Origin of the sequence: Streptomyces sp. NPDC057287 (assembly GCF_042667905.1) — a bacterium.
Taxonomy (GTDB): domain Bacteria; phylum Actinomycetota; class Actinomycetes; order Streptomycetales; family Streptomycetaceae; genus Streptomyces.
This window is the reverse complement of sequence record NZ_JBHUYV010000014.1, coordinates 217,765-231,618: the sequence shown is the minus strand read 5'-3', so window position 1 is coordinate 231,618 and position 13,854 is coordinate 217,765. Positions and strand designations below refer to the sequence as shown.

The following is a 13,854-nucleotide window of genomic DNA, read 5'->3' as shown; positions in this document are numbered from 1 at the left end:
CACTCATGTCCGGGTCGCCACGTCCGGGGCGCGGGGGCACCGTGTCCGGGCGGGGGCTTCTACCGGGCTCCGCCTCTGTCCGGGCGGGAGGCTCGGCCCCCGTCCGTGTCCGGCGGGAGGCCTCAGGGCGTTACGGCGATGTTCGTCAGCCCCTTGCCACCGGTCACCGTGTTGCTGCCGTACACGGTGGTGCGGCAGGCGGCGCTCTGGTTGGTGACGTTCACGGCGAGCTGTGCGCCGCCGGCGGCGCCGCTCAGGTCCGAGGTGTTGCCGCGGAAGACGGTGCCGCAGCCCCAGCCGCTCTGCTGGGTGTGGGTCTCGTAGCCGTTGGCGGTGGTGTGCGTGCCCCTGTTGCCCTCGACCAGCACGTCGTTGCCCTTCACGTCGACCCACGAGTCGTCGTAGTTGGCGCCGGTCAGGCCGCTGCCGTCGAAGGTGTTCCCGACGATCCTCGCGCCGGTGGTGCCCTCCTTGATGTCGACGTTCTCGCCGCCGACCCCCGGGCCTATGACGTTGCCCTGTATCAGCACCCCGTCGCTCCGGTCGGTCAGGTCGCCCGCCGATCCGACGTACACGCCCTCGCCCATGCCCCGGCCGTCGTGGCCGGTGTCGTGGATCCGGGAGTTCTTCAGGACGCCGTCGCGGCTGGACGTGCGGAAGTGGACACCCTCCATGTCGAGGTCGTGCACGGTCACCGAGTCGATGACGACACCGGCCGCCGCGTCGGTCACGATGCCCTTCTGGCCACCCGTGACCGTGACGCCGTACACCGTCCAGTACGACGCTCCGTTCAGGTGCAGCCCGTATCCACCGCCCGCGGTCAGGATCGCCGCGGAGGACCCGGTGAGGGTGATCCGCGCGGCGGAGGTGGCCGGCACGGTCGCCTTGAAGTTGCCGGTGTACGTGCCGTCGGCGAGCCGGATCGTGTCGCCGGGGACCGCGGCGGCCAGTGCCGCCTTGAGCTGGGCCGCGGTGCTCACCTCGACGACCGCCGCCTGCGCGGCGCCGGCCGTGGCGAGGGACAGGGCGCCCGAAGCGAGCGCGGCGGTCAGCAGGGCGGGGATCAGCGTGCGGGTGCGCATGGAGGTGCCTTCCCGTCGGAGTTCAGACGTTCTCGTACGTGAATGTGGGGCGAGGCTCTGAATCTGCCCGAGACGCTAAGTGTGCTGCGTGGGCATGTCAAGGTCTGGACCAATTCCCCCGCCGCCGGTGCCGGGGGAAAGAAACGTGCGGGATACACGAGTAACTGACGGCCCGTAACAAGCGCTTGCCAGGATCCGCCGCAACGCCAGGATCACCAGGGGAGCCAGGGAATGACACACACGTCGAACACCTCACGCGTCTCACAGGTCTCTCCCGTAGCGGCGGGCGCCAGCCGCCGAAGCTTTCTGCGCGACGTGGGCATCACCGGCGGTGCCGGCGCCATGTTCGCCACCATGGGGGCGCTCGGCCTCGCTCCCACCGCACGGGCCGCGTCCCGTGAACCCGCCTACCGGGCGCCGAGCCCCGGCGACTTCTCGCTGAAGGGCAGGGCGGCGGCGAAGGTCGTCGTCGTCGGCGGGGGCATCGCAGGCCTCGCCGCCGCGTACGAGCTGAGCAAGGCGGGGTACGACTGCACGGTCCTGGAGGCGCGGAGCCGCACCGGTGGGCGGAACTTCACCGTGCGGGGCGGAGACTCGACCACCGACACCCACGGCAACCGGCAGACCGCCCGCTTCAGCGACGGCCAGTACATGAACGCCGGACCCGGACGAATCCCGCAGTGGATGGTCACCCTCGACTACTGCCGTGAACTCGGAGTCCCCGTCGAGGTGTTCACGAACGAGAACGCCAACGCCTACCTCTTCAACGAGAAGGCGGGCATGAAGGCGCCGGTGCGCTACCGCACCGCCAAGGCCGACATGTACGGCTACGTCGCCGAACTCCTCGCCAAGGCCGAGAGCAAGGGCGCCCTCGACCGGCAGATCACCGCCGACGACCAGGAGCGGCTCGTCGAGTTCCTCAAGGAGTTCGGCGACCTCGGCGACACGCTCGACTACACCGGCAGCCCCCGGCGCGGCTACCGGGTCGACCCGGCCGCCGCCGGAACCCCGGGCGAGGAACTCGGCTCCGTACCGACCGCCTCCGAGGTCTTCGCCAGCGGCGTCGGCCGCTACTTCTCCTTCGAGTTCGAGTACGACCAGGCCATGCTCATGTTCCAGCCCGTGGGCGGCATGGACCGGATACCCGCGGCGCTCACCAGGGCGATCGGCGAGCGCAGGATCCGCACCGGAGCGGCCGTCACCGACATCACGAACACGGCGCACGGCGTCACCGTCACCTACACGCAGGCGGGCCGCACCCGCCGCATCGAGGCGGACTACTGCGTCGCCGCCCTTCCGCCCAACATCCTGGCCAGGACGACGCACAACCTCGGCCCCGCCGTCCAGAGCGCCCTGGAGGCGTGCAAGCCGTCCTCGGCGGGCAAAATCGGACTGGAGTACCGGAGCCGCTGGTGGGAGAGGGACCACCGGATCTTCGGCGGCATCACGGAGACGGACATGGACCTTTCCCACATCTGGTACCCGTCCTACGGCCACCTCGGTGAGCGCGGCACCATCATCGGCTACTACAACACCGGCTCGAACGCCGACGCCTACGCCGCCCTCGCACCCCGGGAGAGGGAGGCGCGGGCCGTCGCGCAGGGCGTCAAGATCCACGGCGACAAGTACCGCACGGAACTCGCCACGTCCTTCTCCCACCACTGGCGCCAGACCCCGTACCTGGAGGCATCGTGGCACTCCCTGTCGGGCGGGCCCGACGCCCCCGCCTTCGCGCCGCTCAACAGCCCTGCCGGGCATGTGTACTTCGCCGGTGACTACCTCAGCCACACCGACGCCTGGCAGCACGGAGCGTTCACCTCCGCGCGGAAGGCGGTGACGGCACTGCACAGCCGTGTCCTCGCCTGACCGCGAGGACACGCGGTCGGGGCGGGAATGCCGTGGCCGGGCGGGGTGTTCTTGTCCAGGAACACGAGGAGGAGCGGTAACCGTGCCTGATCCGCAGAGTTTGTACGAATGGGAGCCGAAGGGCCTGGCCGTCGTCGACATGGCGCTGGCCCAGGAGTCGGCCGGTCTGGTCATGCTCTACCACTTCGACGGATACATCGACGCGGGCGAGACGGGCGAGCAGATCGTCGACGGCCTGCTCGAGACACTGCCGCACCAGGTCGTGGCCCGCTTCGACCACGACCGGCTCGTCGACTACCGGGCGCGCCGCCCGCTGCTCACGTTCAAGCGCGACCGGTGGGCGGCATTCGAGGCGCCCACCCTGGACGTCAGGGTCGTGCAGGACGCCACCGGCGCACCCTTCCTGCTCCTGTCCGGACCCGAGCCGGACGTGGAGTGGGAGAGGTTCGCCGCCGCCGTGGAGCAGATCGTGGAGCGGCTGGGCGTCCGCCTCGCGGTCAACTTCCACGGCATCCCCATGGGCGTGCCGCACACCCGTCCCGTAGGGATCACCCCGCACGGCAACCGCACCGACCTGATGCCCGGACACCGCAGCCTCTTCGACGAGGCGCAGGTCCCCGGTTCGGCCGAGGCGCTCGTCGAGTACCGGCTGATGGAGGCCGGGCACGACGTCCTCGGTGTCGCCACCCACGTGCCGCACTACGTCGCCCGGTCCGCCTACCCGGACGCCGCGCTCACCGCCCTGGAGGCGATCACCGCGGCGACCGGGCTGGTCCTGCCGAGCCTCGCGCACACGCTGCGTACGGAGGCGCACCGCACCCAGACCGAGATCGCCCGGCAGGTCGGCCAGGGCGACGAGGAGCTGGTCTCGCTCGTCGAGGGGCTGGAGCACCAGTACGACGCGGTCGCGGGGTCCGAGACACGGGGCAACCTCGTCGCGGAGGCGGTCGATCTGCCCTCGGCGGACGAGATCGGTCTCGAGTTCGAGCGCTTCCTCGCGGAGCGTGAGGGCGATTCCTGAGAGCGCCTCCGGTCGTCCCCCGGCCGGAGGCTAGGCTCGTCCCATGCTGAAAGTGGGCCTGACCGGCGGGATCGGCGCCGGCAAGAGCGAAGTCTCGACGCTGCTCGCACGCTACGGAGCCGTACTGATCGACGCGGACCGGATCGCGCGCGAGGTCGTGGAGCCGGGTACCCCCGGGCTCACCGCCGTCGTCGAGGCCTTCGGTCCCGGAATCCTCAACACCGACGGCTCCCTGGACCGGTCGGCGCTCGGCTCGATCGTCTTCGCCGACCCCGCGCGACTGGCGACGCTCAACGCCATCGTCCACCCGCTCGTGGGAGCCAGGTCCGCCGAGCTGGAGCGGGCCGCCGGAGCCGGTGCGGTCGTCGTCCACGACGTCCCGCTGCTCACGGAGAACGGCCTCGCCCCCCTCTACGACCTGGTCGTGGTCGTGGACGCCGCGCCCAGGACCCAGCTCGACCGCCTCGTACGGCTGCGCGGCATGACGGAGTCCGACGCCCGCGCCCGGATGGCGGCGCAGGCCACCCGCGAGGAGCGGCTGGCCGTCGCCGATCTCGTCGTGGACAACGACGGCCCGCTGGAGGATCTGGAACCGCAGGTCCGCACGGTCTGGTCGGACCTCACCGCCCGGGTCGCCACCGGCTGACCCGGTGTCCGGCCGGAATACGGGCACCCGGCCGGACGTTGAAGTGCGGCAGTCGAGGGGAAGGATGAGGTCGTGCCCGAGAGAAACCCGGAAACCCATGTCATCGACTTCCGCGCGGCTGAGCAACTGCTCGCCGCACGGGACCCGCGGGGTGCGGTCAAGCTGCTCGACTCGGTGATAGCCGCTCATCCGGAGAACACGGCGGCCAGGCTGCTGCGGGCCCGGGCCTTCTTCGCCGCCGCTCAACTCCGCCCGGCCGAGCTCGAGTTCGAGCTGGTCCTGGAGCGGGAGCCGGACAACGCCTTCGCGCACTTCGCGCTGGCCCGCACGTTCCAGCGTTCGGGCCGGCCCGAGCAGGCCACCCGGCACTTCCGGCTGGCCGCCGCGCTCGACCCGAATCCGGAGTACCTGCGGGCCGCCCGCTTCGACGACCGCCCCTGACGGCGCCGGGGCACCCGCCCGCCAGGACTCAGGGGACGTAGGGCCTCCGCCCGCTCCGTCCACCCCGGCCGCCCCGGCCGGGTTCGTACGGGGGGACGTCCCTGCCGGGCTGGTAGTGCGGGCCCTGCCGCATGTGGTGGACGACGAAACAGAGGTCCGTGACCGCCACCACCAGCAGCACGGCGCAGGCCGTCGCCCAGCCCACCCGGCCGGTCGCCACGAAGGCCACCACGCCGAAGACGGCCCAGATCATGCCCCATACACTCAGCCACAGTCGCATCCGCAGGGGGCTGCGAGCGGTGGACGGTTCGTTTCCGGTTCGCATCACCATCGCCTCTCCTCCAGCATGACCCCGCGGTACGGCGTACGGAAACCGGCGGGCGGACGACGGGGAGCGGCAGTGGCGGCGACGGGGCGGGGACACACGATGCGGGGAACGACACCATGGGCCTCCGGCGCCGCCCGCCGGTCCAGGGTGCGGGGCACGCTGCTGGGCGGCGCGGTCGGGGACGCGCTGGGCAACCCGGTCGAGTTCCTCTCCCTGGACGGCATCCGCCGCGCCCACGGGGAGCGGGGTGTGCGCGGCCCCGTCGCGGATCCCGACGGGGCCGTCGGACGGGTCACGGACGACACCCAGATGACGCTCTTCACGGTCGAGGGGCTGATCAGGGCCCGTGGCCGGGCCGTCCCCGAGGGCGTCGAGGGAGCGGAGACCGAGATCGTCCGCCGCGCCTACCTGCGCTGGCTCGACACCCAGAACCATCCCTCCCCGCCCCCGCGCGTCGGCGACGACCCCGTACGGACCGGCTGGCTCAGGCAGCAGCCCTGGCTGTACGCGCGCCGCGCGCCCGGCAACGCGTGCCTGACCGGTCTGGCATCCGGCCACGTCCCGGCGTCCGGTGCGGGGCTCACCCTGCCGGGCCCCGTCAATCCGCACTCCAAGGGGTGCGGCACGGTGATGAGGTCGGCTCCCTTCGGGCTGCTGGGCGTGGACGCGGAGACGGCCTTCTCGCTGGCCGCCCGGTGCGCGCTGATCACGCACGGCCACCCCACCGGGGCGTACGCGGCGGGCGCGCTCGCCGCGATCGTCACGCACCTGCTGGAGGGCGACTCGCCGGCGGGGGCCGTGCTGCGCGCCATGGACCTCCTGGGCCGGCGGCGCGGCCACGAGGAGACGACGGCAGCGCTGCGTGCGGCGGTCGACCTCGCGGTGCGGGGACGGCCGTCCGCCGAGCGGGTCGAGTCCCTGGGGGAGGGCTGGGTCGCGGAGGAGGCGCTGGCCATCGGCGTGTACTGCGTGCTCGTGCTCCCGGAGGCCGGCGACGTCGCCGAAGCGCTGCTCCTGTCGGTCAACCACTCCGGGGACAGCGACTCCACGGGCTCGGTCTGCGGCAATCTGCTCGGCGCGCACCATGGCGACGTTCCGCTGCCGGCCTCCTGGCTGGCGCGCACCGAGGGGCGGTCGGTGATCGCCGAGCTCGCCGACGACCTGTGCATGGAGCTGGAGCAGCCGGTGGACTGGCCCGAGGGCCGCTACCCGCGGCACTGACGGCGCCGGCCCCACCCGCGGCCCGGGAACGCCGCCCCGCGCCTGCACGTTCCGGCGGGTATGAGCGGACAACTGGTACGTGAGGGACACACAGGGACGGGGCGTGGGTCGATCACGCCGGACGGCTGCGCGGTCGAGCTCTACAGCCGCCTCTCCGTCGGCGACGAGCCTGCGGTGATCGGCTCGGTCCTGCCGCCGGGAGCGAGTGTGCTCGAACTGGGCTGCGGGGCGGGCCGGGTGACGCACCCGCTGGTCGCCCGGGGCTTCGAGGTGACCGCCGTCGACGAGTCGGAGCAGATGCTGGAGCGCGTCCGCGGCGCCCGCACGGTCCGGAGCCCGATCGAGACGCTGGACCTCGGGGAGGAACGGTTCGACGCGGTCGTGCTCGGCTCGTTCCTGGTGCACACGAGCGATCACCGGGTCAGGGAGGGCCTGCTCGGGGCCTGCCGCACGTACGTGAAGGACGACGGTGCCGTGCTCATCCAGCGGGAGGGCGCCGATTACCACACGGATCTGCCCCGGGAGAGGGAGGACCGGGCCGCCGGGTGCACCATCCGGATGCTCTCGGCGGAGCCGGTGGGCGACGGGGTGGACGAGGTGCGCGCGGAGTACGTGTTCGAGGACGCCCGGTGGACCCAGACCTTCCGGTCACGGGCGTTGTCCGTGGAGCGGTTCGAGGCGTATCTGGGCGAGGCGGGGCTCGTCGTCGACCGCTACCTCACCCCGGACGGCATGTGGGTGCTGGCCCGCCCCGGGCGGGCCTGAAACAAGGCGGGCCGGGGGCTCCCGGGGCGATGAGTTCCGGGGGGCGGCGCGGTCTACCTCTCCGAACGCGCCGGACAGCGCGGGCGGCAGGGGCCGCCCTCCGTATCGGCGCACGTCATCCATGACGCCCTCGGAGGAGACCGCCATGTCCGAAACCACCGCAACCGCCTCACCCGCCGTGCGCACACCGCGCCGCCGCGCGGCCTCCGTCGCGCTGACCGGGGCGCGGGTGGTCCTCGCGCTGTTCCTCGGCTTCAGCGCGGTGGCCAAGCTCGTCGCCCATGCCTCGGCCGTCGAGTCGTTCGACCGGATGGGCTGGGGCAGCGGTGCCATGTACGTGATCGGCGGCCTGGAGCTGGCCGGTGCGCTGGCCCTGCTGGTTCCGCTGCTCGCCGGAGTGGCCGCCGTCGCTCTGGCCGGGCTGCTCGCCGGCGCGTCGGTGGTCCAGCTGACGTTGCTCGACCCTCCGAACGCGGTCATGCCCGCCCTGCTCGTGGTCCTGGCCCTCCTGATCGCCCGGGACAGGCGGGCGCGGACCGCGGAGCTGTTCGCTCTGCTGCGCGGCCTTGCGCCCCGCCGCTCCGGTCAGTGGACGAACCGGTAGCTGCGCCAGGGGAGGGCGCGCGCGGCGTTGGCGTCGGTGAACGTGGTGGCCACGTAGGCGGTCCCCCGGCCGGAGCAGTCGCGGGTGGTGTACATGATCATGTCGATCAGGGTCCGGTTCTCGACCTTGCGCGCGCCGCCGCGTGCCATCTCGTGGCACCCCTTCACCGACGGGCTGTGCACGGTGACGACCTCGTCGCGGTCGGTGGTGTAGGAGACCGGTCCGACCGCCGTGCGCCCGAGACCGGAACAGCCCGTGGCGGCCAGCGTGAGGAGAGCCGCACCGGCGGCGATGCCGGCACGTCGGCGGAGAACGGTGGGGGGCGCGGTCACGGACATGGGCGGGGTCCTCGTCTGCTCGTCCGGCTCATCGGTACGTCACAGGGACGTGCTGGCGCTGGCCACCCTGCCCGGTCCCCCGGGTGCCGGCATCCCGTGCGCGGCCGGCCGGGGCCCCGGGCACCCGGATGGAGGTTCGAGAATGGGCGTACCGGGCATATCGTGTTAATAGGGCGTGATGGGTGGGTGCGGGGACGCATCCCGGAGGCAGGGGGCCGTGATGGTCCAGGTTCTGTTGATCGCATTGGTGGCAGTGCTCTCGGTCGGTCTGGTGTACGCCATGGCCGCGGCCCGGGTGGTCAAGCAGTACGAGCGGGGCGTGGTGCTCCGGCTCGGCCGGCTCCATGACGAGGTGCGCTCCCCGGGCCTCACCATGATCGTTCCCGGAGTCGACCGGCTCCGTAAGGTGAACATGCAGATCGTGACGATGCCCGTGCCCGCCCAGGACGGGATCACCCGGGACAACGTCACGGTGCGGGTGGACGCCGTCATCTACTTCAAGGTGGTGGACGCGGCGAGCGCGGTGATCCAGGTGGAGGACTACCGCTTCGCGGTCTCCCAGATGGCGCAGACCTCCCTCCGGTCGATCATCGGCAAGAGCGACCTGGACGATCTGCTCTCCGACCGCGAGAAGCTGAACCAGGGCCTGGAGCTGATGATCGACAGCCCCGCGGTGGGCTGGGGTGTGCAGATCGACCGTGTGGAGATCAAGGACGTCTCGCTGCCGGAGACGATGAAGCGGTCCATGGCCCGGCAGGCGGAGGCCGACCGTGAGCGGCGCGCCCGGGTCATCAACGCCGACGCGGAGCTGCAGGCGTCCAAGAAACTGGCCCAGGCCGCACAGCAGATGTCCACGCAGCCGGCGGCCCTGCAACTGCGGCTGCTGCAGACGGTGGTCGCGGTCGCGGCCGAGAAGAACTCCACGCTGGTCCTGCCCTTCCCGGTGGAGCTGCTCCGCTTCCTGGAACGCGCGCAGCAGGGGCAGCAGCCGCAGCCCGTGGGCGCCGGGGAGCAGCGGCCGGCCGCGCCCGGGGAGCCGGTTCCGGCCGCGGAACCGACCGCCGGAGAAACCCCCGCCGGGGCACCGCCGGCCGGGGACGCGTCCGTGACGGAGCAGGCCTTCACGGACCGGCCGCTCCCGGACGTCCCTCCCACGGGTGCGAAGCCGGAGCCCGACGGTGTGCCGGAGTTCGACCCGGAGCTGCTCCCGGAGTTCGATCCCGGGCCGCGGTCCGGCAGCGAGCCGTTCACCCGTCACTGAGGACCGGGGTCCGCCCGCTCCAGCCGCGCGGACACGGCCGGGGCGGGCGCTGTCACACCCCCCGCCTAAACTCGCGGTGACAGCGTCCGGCGGGGCCGAGCAGGAAGGGGTGGGTGGACATGGGGCAGCAGGCGTGGGGCGTCGCCGTCGACCCGTTGCTGCGGTGCGCCGCGGTCTTCCTGCCCGGAGAGCTGCCCCGGGACGGCCGGATCGCCTTCTGGGACCCCGACGGGACCGTGGGTCCCACCGGGGCCGGGCCGCTGTCCGGCGCCGGCCCCGCGTACCCGGTCACCGGGATCACCGTCGTGGTCCCGCACGGACCGGAGGGCGTCCGGACCCGTACCGTGCCCGCCGTGGCGCTTCCCCTCGTGGAGGCGCTGCCCCTCCTCGCCCACGCCCGGCACCGTGCCGTGGCCCACCCCGCCACCCGTGCGTGGGGAGCGGCGGCCCTGCACGCCCTCACCCTCGTGGCGCGGGGCAGGCTGCTGCCCGGGTTGACGGCAGGGGACCACGACGCCTGGCGGGCCGGGCCGCGCGACGCGGAGGACATCGCCCACCTCAGGGCGGTCGCCGCCTCCATGCCGTGCGAAGGCCACGCGGTCCCGCTGGACGGCACACCCCTGCGGGTCCCCGAACCCCGCGCACTGATCGGCGCGTTCCTCGACGCCGTGGCCGACGCCCTGCCCCGGACTCCCGCCGCCGCCCACGCCCTGGGGGCGCCCTTCGCCGCCCGCGAGGCGCAGCACCTGCCGGAGGCCCGGGCCTGGGCCGTCGAGGTGGCCGCCGGACTCGACGCGGGGGTGCGCGTCTCGCTCCGGCTCGACCTCTCCGCGTACGACCTCTTCGACGCGTCCGGCGAGGACGGCGAGGAGGACGCGCCCGGAGCCGCGGCCGCGCGGCATGCCGCCGCCGCCATCACCCAGGTGCACAGCCTGGCCGATCCGACCTACGTCACCGACGCGGCCACGCTGTGGGCCGGCGGTGCGGGCGAGCCCTTCGGGCCGAGGGCCCGGATCGACGCCGTGCTCGCCCTGCGGCGGGCCGCCCGCATCTGGCCGCCGCTGGAGCGGCTGCTGGACCAGCCCGTCCCCGACGTGCTCGCCGTCACCGAGGACGAGCTCAACGAGCTGATCGGTGCTGCCGGAGCCCGCCTCGCAGCGGCGGGCGTGGCGCTCCACTGGCCCCGGGAGCTCGCCCGCTCGCTCACCGCGGCAGCCGTCGTCCGGCCCGCGCCGGGCTCGGCCACCGACGGGACCTCCTTCTTCGACGCCGAACAGCTCTTCGCGTTCGACTGGCAGCTCTCCCTGGGCGACGACCGGCTCACCGAGGCCGAGATGGACACCCTGGCGGAGGCCCACAGGCCCGTGGTGCGGCTGCGCGACCAGTGGGTCGTCGTGGACCCCGCGCTCGTCCGCAAGGCGCGCAAACGGGAGCTCGGCCTCCTGGACCCGGTGGACGCCCTCGCCGTCGCCCTCACCGGCAGCGCCGAGGTCGACGGGGAGCAGGTCGAGGCCGTGCCGGCCGGAGCCCTCGCCGCGCTCCGCGAGCGGATCCTCGACGAGGACGCCACCCTCCCGGCACCTCCCGGTCTCGACGCCACCCTCCGCGACTACCAACTGCGCGGTCTGGCCTGGCTGGACCGGATGACGTCGCTCGGCCTCGGTGGCTGCCTCGCCGACGACATGGGGCTCGGCAAGACGATCACCGTCATCGCGCTCCATCTGCACCGCGCCCATGCCTCCCCCACCCTGGTCGTCTGTCCCGCCTCCCTCCTGGGCAACTGGCACCGCGAGATCAACCGCTTCGCACCGGGTGTCCCCGTGCGCCGCTTCCACGGCACCGACCGCACCCTGGGCGGTGCCGGCGGCGGGTTCGTCCTCACCACCTACGGCACGATGCGCTCCGGCGCGGAGCAGCTCGCCGGCCACACCTGGGGACTGGTCGTCGCCGACGAGGCACAGCACGTGAAGAACCCGCACTCCTCGACGGCCAGGGCGCTGCGCACCATCCCCGCCCCGGCCCGCGTGGCGCTGACCGGCACCCCCGTCGAGAACAACCTCTCCGAGCTGTGGGCGCTGCTCGACTGGACCACGCCCGGGCTGCTCGGCCCGCTGAAGGCCTTCCGCGCCCGGCACGCCAGGATCGTCGAGAACACCGGCACCGCCGCCGGTCTGGGCAACGAGGAGGCGGTCGAGCGGCTCTCCCGGCTGGTCCGCCCCTTCCTGCTGCGCCGCAAGAAGTCCGACCCGGGCATCGCGCCCGAGCTGCCGCCCAAGACCGAGACCGACCACCCCGTCTTCCTCACCCGGGAACAGGCCACGCTCTACGAGGCGGCCGTCCGCGAGACGATGGCGTTCATCGAGCAGTCGGAGGGCATCGCACGGCGCGGGCTGATCATGAAGCTGCTGGGCTCCCTCAAACAGATCTGCAACCACCCGGCGCAGTATCTGAAGGAGGAGCCGACCCGGCTCACGGGGCGCTCCGGCAAGCTCGCCCTGCTCGACGAGCTGCTCGACACCATCCTGTCCGAGGACGGCTCGGTCCTGATCTTCACCCAGTACGTGTCGATGGCCCGGCTCCTCTCCGCCCACCTCGCCTCCCGGGCCATCCCTTCCCAGCTGCTGCACGGCGGCACCCCGGTTCCCGAGCGGGAGCGGATGGTGGACGGCTTCCAGTCCGGCGAGGTCCCCGTCTTCCTGCTCTCCCTCAAGGCGGCCGGCACGGGGCTGAACCTCACACGGGCCGCCCACGTCATCCATTACGACCGGTGGTGGAACCCGGCGGTGGAGGAGCAGGCCACCGACCGCGCGTACCGCATCGGCCAGACCCAGCCCGTGCAGGTCCACCGGCTGATCGCCGAGGGCACCGTCGAGGACCGGATCAGCGAACTGCTGGAGTCCAAGCGGGTCCTCGCCGACGCGGTGCTCGGTTCCGGCGAGGCCGCCCTGACCGAGCTCAGCGACCGTGACCTGGCCGATCTGGTCTCCCTCCGGAGGGCATCATGAGCCCCGGCGCCGGTCCCGCGGCCCGCCCGGGCCCCGACGACCTGCGGCGCACCTTCGAAGCCGTGCCCGCCCGCAGCACCGACGCCGCCGGGCCCTTCGCGGACAGCTGGTGGGGCAGGGCCTGGGTGGACGCCCTGGAAGACCTGTCGATGGACGAGGGGCGCCTCGCCCGCGGCCGTACGTACGCGGACGGCGGCCACGTCGCCGCGGTCACCGTCACCCCCGGCCGGGTCATCGCCTACGTCCACGGCAGCCGCCCCCGCCCCTACCGCGCGGAGCTGCGCCTGCGGACGTTCCCGGCAGCCGACTGGGACACCCTCCTGGATGCCGTCGCCGCACGTCCGGGACACCTGTCCGCGCTGCTCGACAAGGAGATGCCGCACTCCCTGGTCGACACGGCGGGAGAGGCCGGTATCCGGCTGCTGCCCACCGCCGGCGATCTCGACCCGGACTGCTCCTGCCCGGACCGTGGCTGGCCCTGCAAGCACGTGGCGGCACTCTGCTACCAGACGGCACGGCTCCTGGACAGCGACCCGTTCGTGCTTCTGCTGATGCGCGGGAGAGGCGAGCGTGAGCTCCTCGACGAGCTGGGCCGCCGCAACGCCGAGCACTCCGCGCGCGAGCGCCCCGAGGCCCCGGCCATGCCCTCGGTCGCGGCCGAGGAGGCGCTGGCCCGCCGTTTCCTGCCGCCGCTGCCCGCGCCCCTGCCCGTGCCGGCGTATCCCGGCGAGCCGCCGTCCTACCCGGAGCTGCCCGGCGCGCGCGACCCGCTCGGCCTCGACCACCTCGCCACGGACGCCGCCGCCCGCGCCCACGCGCTGCTCACCACCGGGGAGGACCCGCTCGCGGGACTCAGCACCTGGCAGGACGCCGTACGGATCGCCGCGTCCCGTCCCACCGCCGGGCTCACCGCCACGACCCGGGCGCTCTACCGCGAGCTGGCCTTCGCCACCGGCCACAGCACGACCGACCTGGCCCGCGCCGTCGCGGCCTGGCGGCAGGGCGGTGCCGAGGGGCTGGAGGTGCTGGAGACCCCGTGGGACCCACCGGCCGGCCCGTTCGACCGGGCCCGTCCCGCCCTCGCCGCGGCCGACTTCCCGCGCTTCCAGCCCTGGCGCAACCATCTGACCAACACCGGTGGCACCCTCCAGCTCCGTTTCGGGCACGACAGCCGCTGGTACGGCTACGAGTCCGACCCGGGCGAGGAGGACTGGTGGCCCCGCGCCACGCCGGACCCCGACCCGGTCGCCGCCCTCACCGCCCTGCGGGGCTGAGC

General features: G+C 73.2%; 13 protein-coding genes. 10 read left to right on the top strand and 3 right to left on the bottom strand.

The features are described 5' to 3' along the window. Positions 1-122 precede the first annotated feature (122 nt). Positions 123-1,082: a right-handed parallel beta-helix repeat-containing protein gene (locus ACFUNE_RS26300; protein ID WP_383572879.1), complete on the bottom strand. Its 960-nt coding sequence runs from the start codon at positions 1,080-1,082 to the stop codon at positions 123-125. Between the two features lie 342 nt (positions 1,083-1,424). Between ACFUNE_RS26300 and ACFUNE_RS26295 the strand changes: the two genes are divergently transcribed. The 4 genes from ACFUNE_RS26295 (at position 1,425) to ACFUNE_RS26280 (ending at position 5,056) form a co-directional block, all read left to right on the top strand. Next, positions 1,425-2,948 carry a flavin monoamine oxidase family protein gene (locus ACFUNE_RS26295; RefSeq protein WP_383572967.1) on the top strand — a complete coding sequence of 508 codons (1,524 nt, stop codon included), beginning with the start codon at positions 1,425-1,427 and terminating at the stop codon, positions 2,946-2,948. An 82-nt stretch (positions 2,949-3,030) separates the two neighbouring features. Beyond that, positions 3,031-3,969 (top strand): PAC2 family protein, encoded by a 939-nt coding sequence (locus tag ACFUNE_RS26290; protein WP_383572876.1) that lies wholly within the window; start codon positions 3,031-3,033, stop codon positions 3,967-3,969. Positions 3,970-4,012: 43 nt separating this feature from the next. Then, positions 4,013-4,615, top strand: coding sequence for a dephospho-CoA kinase (coaE, locus tag ACFUNE_RS26285; protein ID WP_383572873.1), 603 nt, complete (start codon positions 4,013-4,015; stop codon positions 4,613-4,615). Between the two features lie 72 nt (positions 4,616-4,687). Continuing rightward, positions 4,688-5,056 carry a tetratricopeptide repeat protein gene (locus ACFUNE_RS26280; RefSeq protein WP_383572870.1) on the top strand — a complete coding sequence of 123 codons (369 nt, stop codon included), beginning with the start codon at positions 4,688-4,690 and terminating at the stop codon, positions 5,054-5,056. A 28-nt stretch (positions 5,057-5,084) separates the two neighbouring features. Here ACFUNE_RS26280 and ACFUNE_RS26275 read toward each other — a convergent pair whose 3' ends face one another. After that, positions 5,085-5,381, bottom strand: a complete 297-nt coding sequence (locus tag ACFUNE_RS26275) for a DUF6343 family protein (RefSeq protein ID WP_383572964.1) — start codon at positions 5,379-5,381, stop codon at positions 5,085-5,087. A gap of 102 nt (positions 5,382-5,483) precedes the next feature. Here ACFUNE_RS26275 and ACFUNE_RS26270 point away from each other — a divergent pair, with 102 nt between their 5' ends. The 3 genes from ACFUNE_RS26270 (at position 5,484) to ACFUNE_RS26260 (ending at position 7,974) form a co-directional block, all read left to right on the top strand. Continuing rightward, entirely contained in the window at positions 5,484-6,605 is a 1,122-nt protein-coding gene (locus tag ACFUNE_RS26270) for an ADP-ribosylglycohydrolase family protein (protein ID WP_383572867.1), read from the top strand. Positions 6,606-6,665: 60 nt separating this feature from the next. After that, on the top strand, positions 6,666-7,370 hold the full coding sequence (locus ACFUNE_RS26265; protein ID WP_383572864.1) for a class I SAM-dependent methyltransferase: 705 nt from the start codon (positions 6,666-6,668) through the stop codon (positions 7,368-7,370). A gap of 145 nt (positions 7,371-7,515) precedes the next feature. Further along, the gene (locus ACFUNE_RS26260; protein ID WP_383572861.1) at positions 7,516-7,974 is read left to right on the top strand and encodes a DoxX family protein; all 459 of its coding nucleotides are present in this window, start codon (positions 7,516-7,518) and stop codon (positions 7,972-7,974) included. Here the strand turns inward: ACFUNE_RS26260 and ACFUNE_RS26255 are convergent. Next, positions 7,956-8,312, bottom strand: a complete 357-nt coding sequence (locus ACFUNE_RS26255) for a hypothetical protein (protein ID WP_383572858.1) — start codon at positions 8,310-8,312, stop codon at positions 7,956-7,958. The two genes, ACFUNE_RS26260 and ACFUNE_RS26255, sit on opposite strands and share 19 nt — an antisense overlap. 220 nt (positions 8,313-8,532) lie before the next feature. Here ACFUNE_RS26255 and ACFUNE_RS26250 point away from each other — a divergent pair, with 220 nt between their 5' ends. The 3 genes from ACFUNE_RS26250 (at position 8,533) to ACFUNE_RS26240 (ending at position 13,852) form a co-directional block, all read left to right on the top strand. Continuing rightward, entirely contained in the window at positions 8,533-9,573 is a 1,041-nt protein-coding gene (locus ACFUNE_RS26250) for an SPFH domain-containing protein (RefSeq protein ID WP_383572856.1), read from the top strand. A gap of 119 nt (positions 9,574-9,692) precedes the next feature. After that, complete coding sequence (locus ACFUNE_RS26245; protein ID WP_383572853.1) at positions 9,693-12,578, top strand: DEAD/DEAH box helicase; 2,886 nt, start codon at positions 9,693-9,695, stop codon at positions 12,576-12,578. Continuing rightward, positions 12,575-13,852, top strand: a complete 1,278-nt coding sequence (locus tag ACFUNE_RS26240) for an SWIM zinc finger family protein (RefSeq protein WP_383572850.1) — start codon at positions 12,575-12,577, stop codon at positions 13,850-13,852. Before ACFUNE_RS26245 ends, ACFUNE_RS26240 begins: the two co-directional genes overlap by 4 nt. Positions 13,853-13,854 lie beyond the last annotated feature (2 nt).

Coding starts and splice junctions, on each gene's coding strand:
- ACFUNE_RS26295 (WP_383572967.1), top strand. CDS start 1,425: ATGTTCGCCACCATGGGGGCGCTCGGCCTCGCTCCCACCGCACGGGCC.
- ACFUNE_RS26275 (WP_383572964.1), bottom strand. CDS start 5,381: ATGCGAACCGGAAACGAACCGTCCACCGCTCGCAGCCCCCTGCGGATG.
- ACFUNE_RS26300 (WP_383572879.1), bottom strand. CDS start 1,082: ATGCGCACCCGCACGCTGATCCCCGCCCTGCTGACCGCCGCGCTCGCT.
- ACFUNE_RS26260 (WP_383572861.1), top strand. CDS start 7,516: ATGTCCGAAACCACCGCAACCGCCTCACCCGCCGTGCGCACACCGCGC.
- ACFUNE_RS26265 (WP_383572864.1), top strand. CDS start 6,666: ATGAGCGGACAACTGGTACGTGAGGGACACACAGGGACGGGGCGTGGG.
- ACFUNE_RS26270 (WP_383572867.1), top strand. CDS start 5,484: ATGCGGGGAACGACACCATGGGCCTCCGGCGCCGCCCGCCGGTCCAGG.
- ACFUNE_RS26245 (WP_383572853.1), top strand. CDS start 9,693: ATGGGGCAGCAGGCGTGGGGCGTCGCCGTCGACCCGTTGCTGCGGTGC.
- coaE (WP_383572873.1), top strand. CDS start 4,013: ATGCTGAAAGTGGGCCTGACCGGCGGGATCGGCGCCGGCAAGAGCGAA.
- ACFUNE_RS26250 (WP_383572856.1), top strand. CDS start 8,533: ATGGTCCAGGTTCTGTTGATCGCATTGGTGGCAGTGCTCTCGGTCGGT.
- ACFUNE_RS26255 (WP_383572858.1), bottom strand. CDS start 8,312: ATGTCCGTGACCGCGCCCCCCACCGTTCTCCGCCGACGTGCCGGCATC.
- ACFUNE_RS26240 (WP_383572850.1), top strand. CDS start 12,575: ATGAGCCCCGGCGCCGGTCCCGCGGCCCGCCCGGGCCCCGACGACCTG.